The following is an 18,797-nucleotide window of genomic DNA, read 5'->3' on the forward strand; positions in this document are numbered from 1 at the left end:
TGGATGTGTCGACCTGCGACGACGATTCTTCGCCAGCGGGGAGGGGCGGCGCCAGTGATCACGCGGACCGATTCGCGGGGGTGTCGGTGCGGCGGGGCGCGGAGGGGGTGCGCCGGGGGTACTCCCGGGGTACTCCGGGGCGCTTCCGGGGGACGCCGAGGATGCGCCGGCGCGGGTGACGGGTGTGCGGGCGCGGGCGCGGGTGCCGGGCGCGCGGGCGCGGGCGCGGGTGCCGGGCGCGCGAAGCGCCGGGCGGGCTACCCCTCCAGGAAGCCGTCGATCCGGCGGCGCAGGCCCGCCGGGTCCAGGCCGTGCGCGGCGATGTGGTCGCGGGCCGAGCCGTACCGCCGCAGCTCCTCCCGGCTCGTGCCCAGGGACAGCACCCGGTGCGGCACGTCGGCCAGCGCCCGGTTCGCGAAGTCCGCCGAGGTGCCCGCGAGATACGGCTCGACCAGCACGAGGTCGGGTACGTCCGCGCGCAGCACCGCGTCGTGCACGGTGGCCGCGTCGAACGGCCGCACCGTCGAGGCGTACAGCACGGTCACGTCGCGGCCACCGGTCGCCTCCAGGACCGGGTACAGCATCGGCCCGACCGCGAGCACCACGCCCGCCCGCCCCTCGCGCACCACCTGGAAACGCCCCGGGGGCACCGCGACCGGAGCGAGGTTCGTCTGGTCGCTCAGCCGGACGTACACCCGGCTGTCCCCGTCCGCCGCCGCGTGCCGCAGCAGCGCCTCCGCCTCGTCGGGGTGCCCCGGCACGTGGACGGTCCACCCCTCCAGCGTGTCCAGCAGGGCCACGTCGCCCGGGCTCTGATGGGTACGACCGCCGGCCGCGTTGTCGTACGACGCCCCGGCGCTGACCAGCACCGCGCCCACGCCCTGGTGGTTCAGGTCCAGTTTCACCTGCTCGAAGGGGCGCTCCACCAGGAAGCTGGCGAAGGTGTGCACCAGGGGGCGCAGCCCGGTCAGGGCCATGCCGCTGGCGACGCTCACCAGCAGTTGCTCCCGGATTCCGACGTCGACCACCCGGTCCGGATGGGCCTTCGCGGCGTCGGTGAACCGGTCACTCGAGATCACGGCGAGCACGACCGCGAGGCGCGGGTCCTCGTCGAGGAGGCGGCTGGCGACCGTGCCGAAACGGTCACGCATGGTGTCCATGGGGTGCTCCTTGAGGTGAGGTGGGTGGGGCGGGTCGGTGGTGCGGGTCTCGGTGGTGCGGTGGGGTGCGAGTTCGGTGAGGTGTCGGAGGGCCGGGGTGCCGGAGTACGGGGGTGCGGGGGTCCCCGGGGACGGGTGCGGGGAGCGTGGTTGCGCGGGGGTGTCGAGGTGGAGGTCGGCGATGCGTGGCCGGTGTGGCAGGTGCGGCCGGGCTCAGTCCTTCGGCTCGACCTCGGCCACCACCACGTGCGGGCGGCCGGGGTGCGGCGCGGTGAACGCCTCGTACAGCGCGTCGTGGTCGCGCCCGTCGATGGTCAGGGCGGACCAGCCCTCCATGGCGAAGCGGGCGGCGAGTCCACCCCGCCAGCCGTAGGTCGCCGACCGGTTGTCGATCGCCACCACGTGCAGTCGCTCCAGGCCCATCGCCCCGGCGAGCTGCACCGCCTCGTGGTTGCTGCCCTCGTCCATCTCGGCGTCGCCGACCAGCGCCCACACCGCGGGACCGGTCAGACCCTGTGCCCGCAGACCCAGCGCGCTGCCCACGGCCAGCGGCAGCCCGTGCCCGAGCGAGCCCGAACCGATCTCCACGCCCGGCACCAGCATCCGGTCCGGGTGGTACCCGAGCGGGGAGTCGTACCCGCCGAAGCCGGGCAGCCACGCGCGCGGCACGAAGCCCTTCGCGGTGAGCACCGCGTAGTACGCCATCGGGCCGTGCCCCTTCGACAGCAGGAAGCGGTCCCGCTCCGGGTCGTCGGCGGTGTTGGGGGAGACCCGCAGCACCCGGTCGTACAGCACCCACAGCGCGTCCAGGGTGGAGGTCGCGGCGGGGTCGTGCTTCTCGTCGCCGCTCATCAGCGACATCAGCGGCTGGAGGTCCTGGTAGCCGTACCCGCCCCGCGGGTGGGCCGACTCGTGCGCGTGCGGCGCCGCTGCGGGCGCCGGCTCTCTCGTCGTCGTCATGTCCCGAGGGTGCGACTTCAAGTCCACTTGAAGTCAAGCGCTACGCTGGCGCGGTGAGTCTCTCCACCCGTGACCGCCTGACCATCGGCGAACTGGCCGCCCGCAGCGGCAACGCCACGTCGGCGCTGCGCTATTACGAGGAGCTCGGCCTCATCCAGTCCGAGCGCACCGCCGGAGGCCAGCGCCGCTACCGCCGGGCCACCCTGCGCTGGCTCGCTTTCGTGAGGGCCGCCCAGCGGATCGGCCTGAGCCTGGGGGAGGTCCGCGACGCGCTCGCCCACCTGCCCGTCGACCACGTCCCCAGCGCGGCCGACTGGAGCCGGGTCGCCCGCACCTGGCAGCACCGGATCGACGAGCAGATCGCGGAGCTCCAGCAGGTCAGGGACCAGCTCACCGGCTGCGTCGGCTGCGGCTGCCTGTCACTGACCCGCTGCGGGCTGTACAACCCGGAGGACACGGCAGCGCGCCGGGGGTCCGGCGCCCGTTACCTGCTGGGCGACGAACCCCTGGCGCGCTGACCCCCCGGGCCCATGGCCCCCCGGCCCCCGGGCCCCTCGCGGGGACGCGGCTCTCACATCCCTTCGACCTTGAACGGGTCGTGCTCTGCGAGCAGCTTGTCCAGCCGGGCCTGGTCCACCCGGTTCGACACCTGCCCCTCCTGCTGCCGGTCGCGGATCACCTTCGCCAGGGTGAAGGTCGCCGTCACCACATAGAGCAGTCCCACCGCCAGGAACGCCCGAACCCACGCGTCCACCGGCAGATACGCCACCCCCACCACCATCGCGCCCAGCGCCAGCCCGAACGAGATCGCGGCCTGCGCGGCGTATGCGGCAGTCGTCTGCTGCTGAATCACCTTCGTCATGCCCCCACTCTCCCCGGACGTGACCCACCCCACATGAGTACGCCTACTCAACCCACCTCCGACCCGGCCCCCATAGTGAGAGCGACCACCTCCCCCGGTGCGGTATTGTTTTCCCTGCGCGATCACCCCGGGTTCACCCCGGACGATCAAGCATCGGGACGTGGCGCAGCTTGGTAGCGCACCTGACTGGGGGTCAGGGGGTCGCAGGTTCAAATCCTGTCGTCCCGACAGTGCAGGAAGGGCCCGTTGGGCTGGCATTGCGCCAGGTCAGCGGGCCCTTCGGCGTTGTTGGCAGCTGTTCCCGTGCGGGAGTGGTCGAGGTGCCGGGGGTCGGCTGGGGACCAATTGGGGACCACGGCTCTAGAAAACCCGCAGGTCAGGACGTTTTCGGCCCGATTTGGCGCTGCTCGGCGGCGACCTCGCCTTGTGCACTTCCTACAACCCTCGAAGCCTTGCCGAGGGGGAGGAGAGGGCGGGGGCAGGTCGGGCTTCGTGGTCAGGTGGGCGTTGAGGGTGTGGCCGGCGTGGACGACGGAGTGCAGGTCGGGGTGGAGGTAGCGCTGGGTGGTGGTGAGGGAGCCGTGTCCGGCGATCAACCGCAGGACATGGAGGGGGACTCCGGCGTCGGCCATCCACGTGAGGCCGGTGTGGCGCAGGTCGTGACGGCGCAGGTGCTCGTAGCCGAGTGAGTGGACGACTTCGTCCCAGTGGGTGGCATCGCGCAGTACCGCGGTGGTGATGCGTCCGCCGCGTGGCCCGGTGAACAGGCGGGCGTCGGGCTGGTTCCCGGTGGCGAGGACGCGCTGGGCGACCATCGGGCGGACTTCCGGTATGAGCGGGACGCGGCGGGCAACCTTGCCCTTGGTGTTCTTGTCGGCGAGTCCGCCCGGGGAAGGTGTGGTCTGGCGGCGCACCGTCCAGATCCAGTGGGCGCGGTCGATGTCTTTGACGCGGACGCCGGAGACCTCGCCGATGCGGGCGGCGGTGGAGGCGGCGAAGACGACGGCGTCGCCCCAGCCCGTGTACTGGTCGGCGGAGCGGGCCACCAGTGCTGCGGCGAGTTCCTGCAGGGCCGACCAGTTCGGTAGCGCCAGTGCGCGGGGGTCGTCGAGTTCGTCCTCGGCCTGCTGGTATTGGCGTTGCCAGCCCTTGATGTGGGCGGGGTTGGTGCTGATCAAGCCGTCGCGGACGGCCTGTTCCATCACGCGGACCAGGACGGCGAGGGTGTTCTTGACCGTGGAGCGGCCTTCGCCGTCGGCGATCCAGGCGTAGACGGTGCGGTCGACGGTGCCGTTGGTGACCATGGTGATGGGCAGGTGTCCCAGTGCGGGGACGACGCGTAGCCGCCAGCCGTTCATGTAGGGGTCGATGGTCTTGGGTTCCAGGCCGCGCAGCGCCAAGGTCATGTGGGCATCGCCGTACGCCGCGAGGGTCTGGGTTCCCGAGGCAGGGTTGATCCCGCGGGCGGCCGACTCGAGCAGAGAGTCGATCCACTCCTGCGCCGACTCCTGAGTCAGGTGCATCTGGGCGACCGAGCGGCGACGTTTGGTCGTCGGGTCGGTCCAGCGGACGCGAGCCTTGTAGGGGAGCTTGCGTCCAGGGCGATGCTCGATGTCCTCGGACAGGTGAACGGCCAGGGGGAGTTGATGGCGGTAGGGCAATCAGGCTGCCCTTGGACGAGCGCCGGGTGTGGTGCGTCGATCTTTCAGCCACGTCTGCAGATCGTCGACGTCGTAGAGGACGACTCGCTCGGACAAGCGAATGAACGGCGGACCCTGTGGCGGTCGTTCCGCGCGCCAACGCCGGACGGAGGACCCGTCGACCCGTAGCAGCCGGGCTACCTCCCTGGTGGTCAGGAGGCACGAGTTCGTCAGGCCGGGTGGAGTCACCTCCGGGGCAAGGCCTGCCGTCGGGGCACTGGTTACGGATATGGCGAAGTCTGGTGGCATGCACTTCCTTGGTGGGGCGACATCGAGGCGAGCGGTATGCGGACTGAGGACACGCAGATCAGTGATGGCCGCTCAGCGGCAGACAACGCGTGTGCTGCGATTCGATGTCTATTCTCACCAGGAAACGCGTTTTTCCTGACGGCATTTTCCGTGCTATCTAGCTTCCGAGAGGCGCACGCAAGCCTCAGATGAAGGTCGGGTGTAGGGGCGACTGACGAAGACTGTTGGCCGACCGTCCGCAGAACGCGCCGCGTGGGGAGCGCTTGGAGCCGTCGAAACGGCAGTAGTGCCGACGGGAGTCATGCTGCACAGCGCAGGAGGGGGAAAAGAAGCCCGCACCGTCGCCCTGCCACCCGAACTCGCCGCGACCCCACTCGCCAAACGCCCCTACGACCTGCGTCACTCCGCCCTGTCCACCTGGCTCGCCGCGGGCGCCGACCCCGCAGAAGTCGCCCAACGCGCCGGAAACAGCGTCGAAGTCCTCCTCACCCGCTACGCCAAGTGCCTCTATGACCGCCAGTCCATCAACAACCAACGCATCGAACACCTACTGAGCGCCTACGACCAGCCGAACGAGCCGGACCAGACGCACGAGTAGCCCGACCGGCGACAGTGTCGGTCCTCACCGGCAGCAGTAGGCGCGGTGTCCGGAGAGGGGCCCCTCGGGCGAAGGTGAGCAGAGCAGGGGGCGCACGATAGATCTGATCAGCCCTCGGATGGTAACTGCCCCACCCGTCCCTGCACTCGTACTCGTCACGGTCGCCCATGGGTTGCCAGACCGACGCTTCCGTTCACCGCGCCTCCCGAACGTTCGAGAGGCGCGGTGAACGCATAACACATCCATCTGTACATCGGAGTTGACTGTGGGATAGATGAGTTATCCGAGGCATTGGCTTCGCACGCCGAGGAGTTCGTTCATAGTCCGAGCGTCGGGAACCGTACTGGCTCTGGTGTTCAACATCATTCAAACGATCCGAAGCAGCACGGATCACGCCAAGGCAGCCGACGCATGTCGACCGCGTGGTGCGGGTGTGCCACCGCCTGCGGGGCGGGACCGGACACGGCCGGCCCCGGAGCCGCACCGCAGCACCTGGGAGGGGATGCCGCGGTGCGGGCCGAAGGGCGGTCGAGGGTGGGGGCAGGTATCGGGCGACGCTCAGCGGGCCGTGGGCAGCACCCGCGTGTGGTCGATCCGCACCGCCTGGAGCGCGTTCGGGTCCAGGCCCAGCAGGCTCAGTATGGTGGGCGCGATCTGGGTGGTCTCGACAGGCGCCGCCACGTGCCTGCCGTGCTGGGTGTCCGCTCCGGAGACGACCAGGGGGACATCGCGGTCGTCGGCGAGCGCTCCGCCGTGTTCGGCGATCTTGCCCTGACCGCCGGTGTAGACGACGCCGTACCGGGTGATGCCGAAGAGGTCGGGAACCCGGGAGTCCCCGGGCTGCGCGCCGAAGTAGTGGGCGGCGTCGGCGCCGGCGTAGACCGTGGCGAGGCCGGAGGCGGTAAAGGGTTTGGGAGCGCCCTTGATGTCGTTGCCGGTGCCGGACTGGCGAAGCAGGTATTCCTTGGCGAAGTCCGCGGCGGACTGGGAGCGGTCGTTGAGCCACAGCAGCATGGCGTCATCGTCCACGGAGTGCGCCACCAGGTCACCGGCGCCGGGGTGGGCCGCCTTCCAGGCGGCGTTGAGGCCGTCGAGGAGCGGCCCGTCGTCGATCCGGGTCAGCGCGGTCGGGTCGGTCGGCGACTGCCCGTGCTTGGCGGACAGGACGACCGTCGTGCTGCCGTCCAAGTGCTGCCGGCGGATCTCGGAGTCGAGCGCGCCGACCTGGGCGTTGATGTAGTCGAGGTTCTTCGCGAGCAGAGGCCCCGGTACTCCCTTGGCGGAGTATCCGCCGGTGAGGCCGTCGGATTCGGGCAGCTTCTGGGCGGTGGAGACGGACTGAAAGTTCATGCCGAATATCGCGGGGGTACCGACCTTGTGCGTACCGCTGTGGTCGAAGCCGTCGATCTCATTGAGGACGGCCTTGACCTTGTACGAGTCGTACTGCTCGGTCGCCGCGTTGTCGTTCGTCCAGTCCTCGCCCGCCGGGTAGCCGATCGCCTGGCTGTTGATCTCCGGTGCGAACAGGTCCTGGATCCCGGTGCCCGACGGTCCGCTGAGGATCTCGTACGCGGCGTGCTTGTCCGACCAGGCGGTGCGCAGGCCAGCCGCTCGGGCCGCCTCGAATACGGTGTTCACCCGGAGGTAGCTGTTCGGGTAGACCGGCTTGCAGGTCTTGGGGTCGACCGGCAGTTTGGACGGGTCGATGAGCGACCGCGCGTCGCCGGTCATCCCCAGGACGCTGCCGGGAAGCCCGGCGAGTCCCTGGCCGGCGTCGATGGAGTCCTTGTTCCGGTCGAGGTCCTCCGTCAGGTCGACCTCGGCGCCCGGCTTGGCCGTCGCGCAGTCGGTGGTACCGGCGGGGAGGAGCGAAGTGCTGTAGGTGTCATCGTAGTAGACGCCGGTGGTCCCAGGGTTGCCGCCGGTCAACTGACCGATCAGGCCGGGGAAGGAGTCGGAGGGTACGGTCGTCCGCGCTTGGGTGTATTCGGTGCCGTTCCCCACCAGGCGGGCGAGCGCCGAGTCCGGGTGCTGCGCGACGTACCAGGCGAGGTCCGACTGGTGCAGGCCGTCGACCGACAGCAGGAGGACGTGCTGTGCGGGCGCTCGGTGCGGGTGCCCGGTCGTCGCCGACGCGGTGGGGACGACCGCCGCGGTGAGGCCGAGGACGGCGGTGGCCGTGGCGAGTCGTGTTGCCTTGTTCATGGTTCTCCATGAGTAGGAGGAATCCGGGCGTTACTTCCTCAGATAAGAAGTGCGGCAGGTGAACGGGGCGCAGCGGGAGAGCCATCCGGTGATGAATGTCTACAATCCTGTAGACGGTGGGGCTGGCACCGACTCCCCCGGGACCAGCGGTTTCGGCCGTGGCACGCACGTACGGCCGAAGGTGGGGGACCGCCTGCCGGTACGGCGAGTCACTGAGCGTTTCACCCGCGCCATCGCCCTGCCCCCGAACTCGCCGCCACCCCACTCGCCAAACGCCCCTAACACCTGCGCCACTCCGTCCTGTCCACTTGGCTCGCAGCAGGAGCCGACCCTGCCGAAGTCGCCCAACGCGCAGGCAACAGGGTCGAAGTCCTCCTCATCCGCTATGCCAAATGCCTCTTCGACCGCCAGTCCCTCACCAACCAGCGCATCGGACACCTCCTCACCGCCTACGACGTGGCTCCCAGGGCCGGGCACGAGCAACTGGAGGTGGCGGGGCGGCCTGGCATGCAGCTGATGTGCGGCGCTGGGCCGTCAGCCGGGTGGGGGATGACGGTCGACCGGCATAGTGCGATCTCGCGGGTACCCCTCGCAGGGGCGATAAGAGCCGTCAAGGTCCTGGGCATCGGCGTCTGTCTGTAAGCACTTCTGTTGGCCCCAGTGCGCGGGTTGTTTCTGGCCCCGCGATGTACGAAGTTGATCTGTCTCCATCGGGGATGGGCGCGATGGAGGATGAGATCCGCGGTGTGTTTATCTGGGTGCGCGAGAGGAGCTGCGGGTGGCCGGTGAAGCCGGGTGGCAGGGGCTGAGTTTGGGGCTCTTCCGTCGAATTCGATCTGAGTTGATCAAATCTGTGGGCGGCCTAGCGGGTGCAGCACTCGACTGGAGACCGTCGCCGGAGAGCAACAGCACGGGGTGGCTCGCCTGGCACATCGCACGAGGTCAGGACAGGAATCTGTCGGAGCTCATGGGCGATTCGCAGCGGTGGCTGTCCGATGGATGGGCCGATCTCTTCGGTCGTCCCGCGGATCCGTGCGACACCGGCTTCGGGCACTCGGTCGAGCAGGCGGCGGCTTTCCGCAGTCCGGCGAGTGCGAGCCTGCTCGCCTATCAGGGCGCTGTCCACGATCTGGCTGAGCGTTACCTGTCATCTGCCCCTGGCGACGATCTGGGCCGGATCGTGGCAAGCCCCACACTGGGAAACGTGCACACGGTCGAGGAACGTCTGCAGGGGCTGATCACGGACTCCTTCGCTCACGTGGGGCAGATCGCCCTGCTGCCAGGTCTCCTGCCCGGCGATATCCAGTAACTGTCCTCAACGGGCATGCGGCTGGCGACTCCCGAGGCGACATGCCCTCGTTAGTGTGAATGCGCTGCCTGCCTGTCTGCCCGGCGACGGCAGGGTTTGTGCGTCGATCACGGTCATGTCGGAGGCCGTGTGAATTGATCGCGGTCATGTCGGGAGGCCGGGGTGGGTTTGTCGCGCTCTGAGTTGTTCGCCGCGATCCGGAGGGACAGACGTCTCGACCCGGGGATGTCGCAGCGGGCCCTCGGAGAGAAGTATGGAGTGCACTGGCGGACGGTGCGCCAGGCCCTGAATTCGGCGATTCCGCCGCCCAGGAAGAAGCTGGCACGGCCCAGGCGCGAGCGCTTCAAGCCTGGACCAGGTGGGTGTCGGGCTACCGGTATCATCGCTAATTTCTCTGACCCTGAGGACCTGAAAGACGGCACTAAGACTGCTTGGAAGGACAACTGTGCGACGGGGCGAGTGGATCCTCCAGGATATTACGAACTTCCCCGGGGTACTGCGCGCGCGAGGTCACCTTGCCGGATGTCAATTTGGTGGCTCAGGAACAGACCTTCGGAACCTTGTCCCGCTTTACCGTCAGGCGAATATGCCGGCCATGAGCGCCATCGAGAACCGTATCGCGACCGGGATTCACGGAGGGGAAGCCGTCCACTATGAGGTATCCGCCGTCTATACAAAGCCCTCGGGAATCCCAGACTATGTGCACCTAGTGGCCAGCGGGAACAGGGGTACAGACGTCGACTGCTACGTGCACAACGTGCCCCGAGACGAGCCACCTGTATGCTCTTCCCAGACGTACGGAGGAAATTGATGACGGACTTGCTCGCGGTGACTCTCGGTGAGCGTAAGCATTTCAGATCGGCGAAGTCCGAATCGTGGAAGGCTATCGAGGACTGGATCGGACGGCCCTTGCCGGGGGACTATAAGGAACTCGTCGACGGATACGGTGACGCTGTCATCGCCGGGCATCTGTTCATTCCTCACCCCGAAGGATCAGAGCCGCTCCTGGATTTTATTCGTGAGCAGCGGGACGTATTCCTCCAGTGGTGCGAGGGGCTGGAGTTGGACGAGCGCGTGCGCGCTGCCGCTACAGAGGTCATTCCCTGGGCCTACCACGACTGGAATGGCGATGTCTGCCTACTCCTGCCCGATGGCTCAGAGAGATGGTCGGTCGCCGTGGTATTCAGGCAGCACAGAAGAATTCTCCTGTTCGAGGGGGGAGTCGTCGACTTTCTCGATTCAGTACTCAATGGTGGCCGTTATCCGATCGGCTGGCCGAAGGATCGTCCTAGGTGGGAGCAGATCGAAGGCAGCCCAGTTATCTGACCGACCTGTGGACGCTGTTGAGGGTAGCGCTTGGAACAGGGGGAGCCCACGGCGTGCCACGGCAGGCAGTTGGTGCAGGCGTGGAATTCGTAGGAGTTGCCGTCGTCGTCAAATACCGCAGGTCGACCCAGCCGACAGGCGCCCGGTAGGTGGCGTCTAGCCTCGGATCAGGGCTGTCTGCCAGGGGGGCAGGGTGGCGGGCGCGACGCGCCCGGATCGCGCGCTTCAGGCGGCGGGAGGCTCGGCGCAGGGCCAGCAGCAGCCCAGCGAGCGGAGGATGACGTATCCGCGGTCGCGCCGGCAGGTATGGCAGGTGCGGCGGTCGCGCATCATCGCCGCGTGCGAGCGCCAGCGTCCGGACATCATCGGCCGGACGGGCAGGGCTCGGGTGGGGTCGTAGAGGTAGGCGACGCGTCGTCCGCGGCGCCATCGGATCTCCGCGACGGGGTCGTGCCCGCCGGGGCGCAGTCCGCGGGCGCGCAACTGCCGGCGGGCGAGCAGGTCGTATCCGGCTTGCCGGTAGGCGTAGACGGGCAGGGGCACGGGTCCCCTTCCGGGATGGGAAGTTGGTGACTGTGCGTGGTGGTGGGGGGGTGCCCCTATCTCTTTGGTCAAGGTGGGCAGGTGCTGGTTGGGGCGTCTGGAACGATGTGCCTGTGCATGCTGATGATCAGGTTGGCGAGGGTGTCTCTGCGGACCTTGCGGTGTTTCTCCGGAACGCTGATGACGGTCGTCCGGTGAAGATCGTTCCCTCCGTCTGCGGCGGGTGCGGCGGGTGCGTGTTCTTCGTGCTCGTTGACGATGTCGAGGGCGGAGCCGAGCGGGTGTGTGCTGGTTGCGGCGTCCGCGCGTTCATCGCGGATAGCGAGGAGTTCTGGGAGGACGCGGATCCGGGCGAGGCCTGCTGCCCGTGCGGGAGCGAGGAGTTCGAGACCGCGATCGCGTTCTCGCTCGCCGGCGACGGGTCGGTCCGCTGGGTGACCGTCGGGCTGCGGTGTCAGAAGGACGGCGCCGTTGGGGTCTATGCCGACTGGAAGATCGACTACGGCCCTACGGATCATCTCCTGACCATGGTCTAAGTCTGCGGAGCGACGGCCCTAACGGGCTGCGGTTCGTAGAAGGTTCCGTCCCGGAGCATCGCGAAAAGCACGTCGGCTCGTCGTCTGGCGAGGCAGAGCAGAGCCTGGGTGTGGTGCTTGCCCTGGGCGATCTTCTTGTCGTAATAGATCCGCGATGCCGGGTCTCCCAGGGCGGCGAACGCGGAGAGGAAGAAAGCCCGTTTGAGCTGCTTGTTTCCTCTCCTGGAAGGCAGTTCGCCTCGGATCGAGGACCCAGAACTGCGGGTCGCCGGGGCGAGCCCTGCGTAGGCGGCGAGGTGGCCTGCGGTCGGGAAGGTGCTGCCGTCGCCGACCTCGATCAGGATCCGCGCTCCGGTCCTGACGCCGATTCCCGGCATCGACCTCAGGACCTGTGAAAGAGGGTGGGCCTCCAGCAGTTCCTCGATCCGCCCTGCCAGCAGCTTCCGCTGGTCAAGCACGGCTGTCAGTGACCCGGCCAGGCTCGGGACGATCAGCGTCGCCGCCTCGGTCCCCGAAACGGTGACGGTCTGCTCGTCCAAGGCGGCGAAGATCTCTTCAACCAGCCGCTCGGCCATCCGCGGCGCCTTCGGCCGTAACAGCGTCACCAAACAGCGTCGGCCGGCCTTGCGGATCTGAGCCGGAGACCCGAACCGCTCCAACAGAGCCAGGACGGCCGGGTGCTGCAACCGCAGCGCAAGCACCCGCTCCAACGACGGATGGATCTGCGTGAGCAGGCCGTGCAACCGGTTCGCGATCCTGGTCGCTTCGCCAGCCAGGTCGTCGTCGAACCCGACGATCATCTCCAGCTCGGCGATCGTCTCGTCCTCGCGGTCGATCGCCCGCAGCGTGTGAGGCATCGCGCGGGCTGCGTCCGCGATGATGAACGCGTCCTTCGCATCGGTCTTGGCCTCGCCTGGGTAGAGGTCGGAGATCCGCCGCATCGTGAGGCCCGGAAGGGAGGCGACGGGGCAGCCCATGTCCCTCGCAACGGCCAGCGGCAGGGCGCCGATCGAGGCCGGCTGGTCGACCACGACCAGCACTGTTCCGTGCTTGGCCTTCAGCTTGGCGAACAGCTCGCGGAGCTTGGGTTCGGTGTTGGGTAACCGCTTGTCGAATGCCTTCTGGCCGGCCGGGGTGAGGGCGGTGGCGTGGTGTTCGCCCTTGCCGACGTCCAGGCCGAGGAAGACGTCGATGTCGCCGGTGTCGATCACGTGCAGGCCCCTCCATGACGCCTTCGTCCGGCCTTGCCTCGGCATCGAGCTGCCACACCCACGTTACGGAGAGCTCTTCCGGCTCGGGTGAAGCCGGTGTTCAAGCCCCTCATCAGCGGTCCGTCGATGCCTTCGGGCCCGGTGACACCACCCCCCGGATCATCAACAACAAGGGGGGAAGTCATGCCGGACCCGAAGGCCGGCAGCCCCATCGCGGAGCCACGAAGACGGTAACGGGGGGGCGGGGGAGGCTGTCGAACCCTGTTTTTCGGGGATTTCCGCAGGTCGTGGGAGTGTGGCTCCCCGACTCCCCCGTGGGGTGTTGCCGCAGATCAGTACGGGGGAGGCAGGGTGGGGGAGGCGGTGGGGGAGAACTCCCCGCCTCCCCGCCCCTTCCCCGTTACTCTCCGTCGATCTCGGCGGTGTCGGTGTCGGTGTTGTCGTTGCGGTCGGCGAGGGCTTCGCGGACCCGGTCGCGGTCGACGACCATCTGCCCGTGGGACTTGCGGACCGCGCCGTACGGGTCGAGCAGCCGCTTGCCGGTCGGCCGGCGGTGGTTACGGGTGATCGGGCGGGGCACGGGAGTCAGGCGCAGCAGCTCCGGGCGGGTGCGGCCGATCGCGTCGACCGCCAGCGCGGTCGTGCGGTCGAACAGGCCGGGGTCGTCGGCGAGGATGTCACGCGCGCAGCAAGCCGCGCGGGCATCGCGGAGGGCGGCAAACGCCCTCCGCCACTGCTCCAGGGCCGCTTCGCCACCCTCTGCGCACCGGGTCCGTGGGGTATCCGGGGGCCTTGTCACGGTGCATGGGCAGGACGATGATGCGCCGACGCGCCGTGATCCGTGCGTCGCTGCTGAACCCCCGTGCCAAATACGCCACTCTCTCCGAGCTCAATTCTGATGATCCGTCAGGTCGTTGCGCAGTGGGAGGTCACCGGTATTGGTAGCCCTCCCGGTGCGCTGGGATTCTCTGGACGAGGCCGGCGTGGGGGCTTGACGGAGCGCGAGGGGCGCGCGCGTGTGGTCTCTGGCTGCGCTGGGTGACCATGGTTTCCGCTGACAGGGCGGGGGCGACCTCGGATCGGGGTTGGGCCGGGGGGAATGTCACCTCTTCGATGGCGGGCCGGCTCACGTTACGGGCAGGCTGTGGGCCGCAGTGGACTGTCTTCGGGTGGCTGTTCCGAACGGAGGCCAAGTCGGCGGGCGAGCCCGGTGACGGTTGGGTTCTCGAACAGCTCGCGCACCGGAAGGTCGACGTCCAGCGCGGCCCGTATCCTGCCGGCCAGCCGGAGGGCCAGCAGTGAATGGCCGCCGAGTACGAAGAAGTTGTCGTCGGCGCCGACGGAGGGTACGTCGAGTACCTCGGCGAACAGCTTGGTCAGCACCCCCTCTGGGCCTGCGGAGGCCACCCGGCCGGAACGTGGGGCGAGCAAGGGCGGTAGGACGGCCGCCGTGGTCCGGGACAGGGCGCGATCTCGTGTCGGCGCATCCGGAGCGGACTCCAACTGCGAGACCACATGGTGCAGGGCGTTGACCAGTGCGGCGCACACCCAGTCGGTGCCGATCGACGGCAGTGCCTGGGCGTCGAGCAGGAAGCCGTCGCCGGAGTCGTCGACCGACAGGAAGACGGGGTAGTTCGTCCGCTCCTCGCCCGCCAGGAGCGTGATGCCCGTCAGTATCTCGGTCACCCCTGGTTCGAACACGAGGGACGTGGCGTGCCGGTAGTTCAGGACGGTCGTGAACAGCGGCAGTCCGGCATCGAGCCCTCCGCACCGCTGTGCCCGTGCCAGCGAGGCGTGTTCGTGGCGTAGGAGCTCGGCCAGGAGCCGGTGCGTGTCGCGCACGCACGCGGCGACGTCTCGCGTCCCCGCCGCCACACGTACCGGCAGCGTGTTGATGAAGGTGCCGATTCCTCGCTGCGCGTCGGCGCCGACCCGCCCGAACAGCACGGTGCCGAACACCGCGTCGTCGTTGCCGGTGGTGCGTGCCAGCGCCCTTCCCCAGGCGACGTGGAAGAGGGTCGCCGGCGAGACCCCCGCCGCCCGCGCCGTCTCCCGTACCCGCGCGGCCAGCTCCGTGTCGAGCCACGTGCGTGCCTCGTCGACGCCGATGCCGTTTCCCCGCACGTCCAGTACACCGAACGGCGCTGTCGGCGCGTCCACCCCGTCCAGCATCCGCCGGAAGAACTCGTCGTGCTCCGCCTCCTGCGTGTCGAGGACCGACCGGGCGACAACAGTGCGGTACGGCACGGGCTCCGGCAGCCGCCCACCGGAGCCCGCCATGTGCGCGCCGATCTCGGCGAACAGCAACTGCAGCGAGGTGTTGTCGTCCACCAAGTGGTGCAACAGCAGCGAGACGAGCCAGCGCCCGTGTTCCACGTCGAACATGGTGGAGACCCTCAGCAGCGGTGCCGTGTCGAGAGCCATCCGATACCGGCGCGCGTCGACCGCGCCCACCAGGTCCGCGGCCGAGCCGGGCCCGAGCCACCGGACCGGCAGCTCCACGTGCCGCCGAACCACCTGGACCGGCAGCGGGAGTCCCTTCCAGACCACGGCGGTTCGTAGGACGTCGTGACGCTCGACGGCCTTCCGCAGTGCGTCGAGGAACGCGTCGAGCCGCTCCCGCGAGTCGACGGCCAGCAGCCCGGAGATCACGTACGGGTCGCCGTCCCGCGCCATGGCATGGTGGAAGAGCATGCCTTCCTGGAGGGGGGTCAGTGGATAGATGTCCTGCACGCCCGCCGCTCCCTCCGGGACGGTGGCCAGCACCCGGTCGATCTCGCCCTGGGTCAGTGCGACCAACGGCAGCGTTTCCGGGGTGATCACTCTGGTTCCGAGAGTCACCAGGTTCGGCGGCACGTCCGTCCCGGCGCCCGGTGCGCCGAGCGCCAGGGCGAGACCGGCGGCGGTCGGTGCCGAGAACACCGCGCGGACGTCCAGCCGCATACCCTGGGCGCGCAACGTCTCCACCAGCTGCACCACCAGCAGGGAATGGCCGCCCAGTTCGAAGAAGTTGTCGTCGACACCGACACGGTCGACGCCGAGGACCCGCGCGAACGCCGTGCACAGCAGCTCCTCGTCCGGCGTGGACGCCTCCCGGCGTGCGTGGCCGTCCCGTGCTGCGGCGTAGTCGGGAGCAGGCAGCCCCGCCCGGTCGAGTTTTCCGTTGACCGTGAGCGGGAGGGCGGGCAGCTCGACGAAGGCGGCGGGCACCATGTGCGCGGGCAGGGCCGCCGCAACCCAGGCCCGCAATTCGCCGGCGTCGAGGGCGCCGGCCGGCGCGGCCGAGGTCGTCGGCACCGCCGACGTTGCGTAGCCGACGAGGCGCCGGTCGCCGGGAGAGTCCTCGCGTACGACGACCACGGCCGCGCCGACCGTGGGGTGGGCGGCGAGCCGCGCCTCCACCTCGCCGGGCTCGATCCGGAATCCCCGCACCTTGACCTGCGAGTCGGAGCGCCGGAGGTACTCAAGACGCCCCTCCCGGTTCCATCGCACGACGTCACCTGTCCGGTACATGCGCCGGTCCTGTTCCCCGAACGGACAGGCGACGAAACGCTCCGCCGTCAGGCCGGGGCGCTCCAGGTAGCCGCGCGCGAGCTGGGCACCCGCCAGATGGAGCTCGCCCGCCACACCCACCGGCACCGGACGCAGCCGCGCGTCCAGTACGTACGCCTCGAGGCCGGCCAACGGCGTGCCGATCACGCTCGCCCGCGCCGAGCCGGACTCCACCGGGAGTTCCTGGTACGTCGCGTGGACCGTCGTCTCGGTGATTCCGTACATGTTCACCAGACGCGGCGACCGTTCACCGTGCCGTACGAACCAGCCCTCGAGACGCGCATGGTCCAGTGCCTCGCCGCCGAGGATCACCGTGCGCAGCACCAGCCGCGCCGACAGCTCCGGCTCCTCTTCGTCGGCGCGCACCAACTGGTGGAAGGCCGAGGGGGTCTGGTTCAGCACCGTGACCTGTTCACGCACCAGCAATGCAAGGACCTGCGCAGGCGAGCGCGAGACCGGGAACGGTACGACGACGAGCCGACCGCCGTGCAGCAATGCCCCCCACATCTCCCACACGGAGAAGTCGAAGGCGAACGAGTGGAACAGCGTCCACACATCGTCCGGACCGAACGCGAAGCGCTCACGAGTCGCCGCGAACAGACTCACGACACTGCCGTGCGTCACGGTGACCCCCTTCGGCCGCCCCGTCGAACCGGACGTGAAGATCACGTAGGCCAGTTGGCCCGCGTCCACGCCCGGCGTGAGGTTCGCCCCGCTCAGTTCCGCCAGCCGCTCGGACGTCCCCGGATCGTCCGGCACCACGACGGGCACCCCGCCCGCGATTGTGCCGGCGGACGGGGTGTCGGTCACAGCCAGCAGAGGCGTGGAGCCCTCCAGCAAGGAGGCGATGCGCTCGCGCGGGTAGCCGGGATCGATCGGGATGTAGGCCGCGCCGGCCTTCAGCGTCGCCAGGATCGCCACCACCAGTCCGGCGGAACGCTCCATCGCGACGGCCACGCGCGTGCCGGGCCCCGCACCCCGGGACCGCAGCAGGCGCGCGAGCCGGTTGGCCCGCGCGTTCAACTCTCCGTACGACAGCGACTCCGCGCCATGCGTCAGCGCCGTTGCTTCCGGAGCGCGTGCCACCTGCGCCTCGAAGAGCTCGGGCAGCGCCCCTCCGGACACCGGCAGGGCCGGGGGGCTGCCCAGGTCCAGGACATGATCGCGTTCGGTGGCGCCCAGCAGTTCCGCGTCGCCCACTGTCGCGTCCGCCCCTGACCGCACAGCCCAGTCCAGCACCCGGCGAAACCTGTCGGCGTGCTCGGCGACGTCGTCCGCGTCGTACCTGTCGGAGGCGGCCTCGACGACGATCTCGATACCGTCGGCGCCCCATCTGTCGTACACGGCGAGCGACACGTCGTCCACCGGCCCGTTCGACAGGTTCCGGCTGCTGAGTTCGCATCCGCCGAAGGACGCCGCGGAATGGTCGAACGACATCACGTTCACGCGGAAGTCGGCGAGACCGCCCCGCTCCACAAGCCGCAGGTCGCGCAGCATGTCCTCGTAGCGATAGCGCTGGTGCCGCAGCCCGTGCCGCACCGACGCCGTGACCTCCCGCACCACCTCGCCCAGCGGCATGCCGTCCTGCACATGGCAGCGAACGGGAAGGATGTTCGAGGTCATACCAGGTATTCGCAGCCGCCGGGCCCCCGAGCGGCCGAGCACGGGTATGCCCACGAGAAAGTCCTCAGCCCCGGTGACGCGGTGCGCGTACACAGCGGAGGCGGCGATGACAAGGCCGGACAAGCTCGTCCTCAGCCCCCGTGCCGCCTTGCGCAGCGTCTCCGCCCCGGCCGGACCGATCTGGCGTGTCGCACGCACCGTTGCCCCTGAACGGGGACCCGCTGTTCCGCGTCCCCCGAAGTCGAGCGGCGCGGGCGGCTGGGCGAGCGTCTCCTTCCAGTACGCCTCGTCCGAAGCGCGGTCCGACGAGGCGCGGTACACCCCCTCGTCCTCGAACAGGACGGAAAGCGGGGCCAGTTGTCCCTCGTCCGGGTCGCCGCCGATTGTCAACGCGTCGTAGACCTGTGCGACCCGGGCCAGGATGACCGAACCGCTGAACCCGTCGACGGCGATGTGATGGCAGCGCTGGTAGTAGAAGTAGTGGCCGTCACCTGCGGTGAAGAACGCCACGTTGAACAGCGGGCCCTCCCGGAGATCAACGGGACGCCCCACGTCGGCCCGCATCCACTCCTCGGCCGCCGCACGCGGGTCCCCCGCGCCGCTGACGTCCACCCGGTGCAACGTCCAGTCGTCGCGGTCTCCCACGACCTGCCACACATCCGCGCCGTCGCCACCGAACCGCAGATGGAACGCGTCGACCTCGCGCAGCGCCCTCCGCAGCCCTTCCTCGAACAGAGCGGGATCCAACGGGCCTCGGAACTCGAAGTATTCGCCCACGTTGTATCGAGGGTCGCCGGGGGCTAACTGCTGAGCGTGCCAGATCCCCAACTGCCCAGCCATCAATCCCTCCCGGCTCTTTCCGCGTTCCACCATGTAAATCTCCCTCAACATCACTGGTACAAAAGGGTGGGTCCGAGTATGCCTGCTGAACCGTTCCGGGTCTGGGGAGACTCTCGATCTTGA

Annotated in this window: 15 protein-coding genes, 1 tRNA gene and 1 pseudogene; 7 read left to right on the plus strand and 10 right to left on the minus strand. The window is 69.0% G+C overall.

The features are described from left to right. Positions 1-257: 257 nt before the first annotated feature. Together C4U44_RS09695 and C4U44_RS09700 are read right to left on the minus strand one after the other, a co-directional pair. Positions 258-1,160 (minus strand): transketolase family protein, encoded by a 903-nt coding sequence (locus C4U44_RS09695; protein ID WP_103885240.1) that lies wholly within the window; start codon positions 1,158-1,160, stop codon positions 258-260. Between the two features lie 213 nt (positions 1,161-1,373). Beyond that, positions 1,374-2,120 (minus strand): thiamine pyrophosphate-dependent enzyme, encoded by a 747-nt coding sequence (locus tag C4U44_RS09700; protein ID WP_103885241.1) that lies wholly within the window; start codon positions 2,118-2,120, stop codon positions 1,374-1,376. Between the two features lie 53 nt (positions 2,121-2,173). Between C4U44_RS09700 and soxR the strand changes: the two genes are divergently transcribed. Beyond that, the gene (gene soxR, locus C4U44_RS09705) at positions 2,174-2,638 is read left to right on the plus strand and encodes a redox-sensitive transcriptional activator SoxR (RefSeq protein WP_103885242.1); all 465 of its coding nucleotides are present in this window, start codon (positions 2,174-2,176) and stop codon (positions 2,636-2,638) included. Positions 2,639-2,691: 53 nt separating this feature from the next. Here the strand turns inward: soxR and C4U44_RS09710 are convergent, their stop codons facing one another. Beyond that, positions 2,692-2,982 (minus strand): YiaA/YiaB family inner membrane protein, encoded by a 291-nt coding sequence (locus tag C4U44_RS09710; RefSeq protein WP_103885243.1) that lies wholly within the window; start codon positions 2,980-2,982, stop codon positions 2,692-2,694. Positions 2,983-3,136: 154 nt separating this feature from the next. Here C4U44_RS09710 and C4U44_RS09715 point away from each other — a divergent pair. Next, positions 3,137-3,210: transfer RNA gene (locus C4U44_RS09715), tRNA-Pro, on the plus strand. Here the strand turns inward: C4U44_RS09715 and C4U44_RS09720 are convergent. Together C4U44_RS09720 and C4U44_RS09725 are read right to left on the minus strand one after the other, a co-directional pair. Then, positions 3,192-4,505 (minus strand): tyrosine-type recombinase/integrase, encoded by a 1,314-nt coding sequence (locus C4U44_RS09720; RefSeq protein ID WP_235031930.1) that lies wholly within the window; start codon positions 4,503-4,505, stop codon positions 3,192-3,194. The genes C4U44_RS09715 and C4U44_RS09720 overlap by 19 nt on opposite strands. Before the next feature lie 138 nt (positions 4,506-4,643). Further along, positions 4,644-4,931 carry a helix-turn-helix transcriptional regulator gene (locus C4U44_RS09725; protein ID WP_107503981.1) on the minus strand — a complete coding sequence of 96 codons (288 nt, stop codon included), beginning with the start codon at positions 4,929-4,931 and terminating at the stop codon, positions 4,644-4,646. A gap of 325 nt (positions 4,932-5,256) precedes the next feature. Here C4U44_RS09725 and C4U44_RS09730 point away from each other — a divergent pair. After that, positions 5,257-5,529, plus strand: a pseudogene (locus C4U44_RS09730) (tyrosine-type recombinase/integrase); the annotation flags it as partial. Between the two features lie 558 nt (positions 5,530-6,087). On the opposite strand, the gene C4U44_RS09735 reads toward C4U44_RS09730, so the two are convergent. Then, positions 6,088-7,734, minus strand: a complete 1,647-nt coding sequence (locus C4U44_RS09735) for an alkaline phosphatase family protein (protein ID WP_103885244.1) — start codon at positions 7,732-7,734, stop codon at positions 6,088-6,090. 778 nt (positions 7,735-8,512) lie between these two features. Here C4U44_RS09735 and C4U44_RS09745 point away from each other — a divergent pair. The 3 genes from C4U44_RS09745 (at position 8,513) to C4U44_RS09755 (ending at position 10,369) form a co-directional block, all read left to right on the plus strand. Then, the gene (locus tag C4U44_RS09745) at positions 8,513-9,043 is read left to right on the plus strand and encodes a DinB family protein (RefSeq protein ID WP_160145003.1); all 531 of its coding nucleotides are present in this window, start codon (positions 8,513-8,515) and stop codon (positions 9,041-9,043) included. Positions 9,044-9,488: 445 nt separating this feature from the next. Beyond that, on the plus strand, positions 9,489-9,854 hold the full coding sequence (locus tag C4U44_RS43575; RefSeq protein ID WP_160145004.1) for a DNA/RNA non-specific endonuclease: 366 nt from the start codon (positions 9,489-9,491) through the stop codon (positions 9,852-9,854). Next, entirely contained in the window at positions 9,854-10,369 is a 516-nt protein-coding gene (locus tag C4U44_RS09755; protein WP_103885247.1) for an SMI1/KNR4 family protein, read from the plus strand. Before C4U44_RS43575 ends, C4U44_RS09755 begins: the two co-directional genes overlap by 1 nt. A 225-nt stretch (positions 10,370-10,594) precedes the next feature. Here the strand turns inward: C4U44_RS09755 and C4U44_RS09760 are convergent, their stop codons facing one another. Next, positions 10,595-10,912, minus strand: a complete 318-nt coding sequence (locus tag C4U44_RS09760; RefSeq protein WP_103885248.1) for an RRQRL motif-containing zinc-binding protein — start codon at positions 10,910-10,912, stop codon at positions 10,595-10,597. A 113-nt stretch (positions 10,913-11,025) separates the two neighbouring features. On the opposite strand from C4U44_RS09760, the gene C4U44_RS09765 reads away from it, so the two are divergent. Next, a complete protein-coding gene (locus C4U44_RS09765; RefSeq protein WP_103885249.1) occupies positions 11,026-11,448 on the plus strand; it encodes a hypothetical protein in 423 nt (140 codons plus the stop codon). On the opposite strand, the gene C4U44_RS09770 is transcribed toward C4U44_RS09765, so the two are convergent. From C4U44_RS09770 to C4U44_RS09780, 3 genes are all read right to left on the minus strand, one after another. Then, a complete protein-coding gene (locus C4U44_RS09770; RefSeq protein ID WP_407642812.1) occupies positions 11,445-12,704 on the minus strand; it encodes an IS110 family RNA-guided transposase in 1,260 nt (419 codons plus the stop codon). The two genes, C4U44_RS09765 and C4U44_RS09770, sit on opposite strands and share 4 nt — an antisense overlap. A 355-nt stretch (positions 12,705-13,059) precedes the next feature. Continuing rightward, positions 13,060-13,458: a hypothetical protein gene (locus C4U44_RS09775; RefSeq protein ID WP_103885250.1), complete on the minus strand. Its 399-nt coding sequence runs from the start codon at positions 13,456-13,458 to the stop codon at positions 13,060-13,062. A gap of 332 nt (positions 13,459-13,790) precedes the next feature. Continuing rightward, positions 13,791-18,707 (minus strand): non-ribosomal peptide synthetase, encoded by a 4,917-nt coding sequence (locus C4U44_RS09780; RefSeq protein WP_160145005.1) that lies wholly within the window; start codon positions 18,705-18,707, stop codon positions 13,791-13,793. Positions 18,708-18,797 lie beyond the last annotated feature (90 nt).

This window comes from Actinacidiphila yanglinensis (assembly GCF_900107965.1).
Taxonomy (GTDB): Bacteria; Actinomycetota; Actinomycetes; order Streptomycetales; family Streptomycetaceae; genus Actinacidiphila; species Actinacidiphila yanglinensis.

Bases quoted from the DNA above. Each gene is read 5' to 3' on its own strand.
- C4U44_RS09700 (WP_103885241.1), bottom strand. From the start codon at position 2,120: ATGACGACGACGAGAGAGCCGGCGCCCGCAGCGGCGCCGCACGCGCAC.
- C4U44_RS09770 (WP_407642812.1), bottom strand. From the start codon at position 12,704: ATGCCGAGGCAAGGCCGGACGAAGGCGTCATGGAGGGGCCTGCACGTG.
- C4U44_RS09755 (WP_103885247.1), top strand. From the start codon at position 9,854: ATGACGGACTTGCTCGCGGTGACTCTCGGTGAGCGTAAGCATTTCAGA.
- C4U44_RS09780 (WP_160145005.1), bottom strand. From the start codon at position 18,707: ATGGTGGAACGCGGAAAGAGCCGGGAGGGATTGATGGCTGGGCAGTTG.
- C4U44_RS09720 (WP_235031930.1), bottom strand. From the start codon at position 4,505: ATGCACCTGACTCAGGAGTCGGCGCAGGAGTGGATCGACTCTCTGCTC.
- C4U44_RS09735 (WP_103885244.1), bottom strand. From the start codon at position 7,734: ATGAACAAGGCAACACGACTCGCCACGGCCACCGCCGTCCTCGGCCTC.
- C4U44_RS09710 (WP_103885243.1), bottom strand. From the start codon at position 2,982: ATGACGAAGGTGATTCAGCAGCAGACGACTGCCGCATACGCCGCGCAG.
- C4U44_RS09695 (WP_103885240.1), bottom strand. From the start codon at position 1,160: ATGGACACCATGCGTGACCGTTTCGGCACGGTCGCCAGCCGCCTCCTC.
- C4U44_RS09725 (WP_107503981.1), bottom strand. From the start codon at position 4,931: ATGCCACCAGACTTCGCCATATCCGTAACCAGTGCCCCGACGGCAGGC.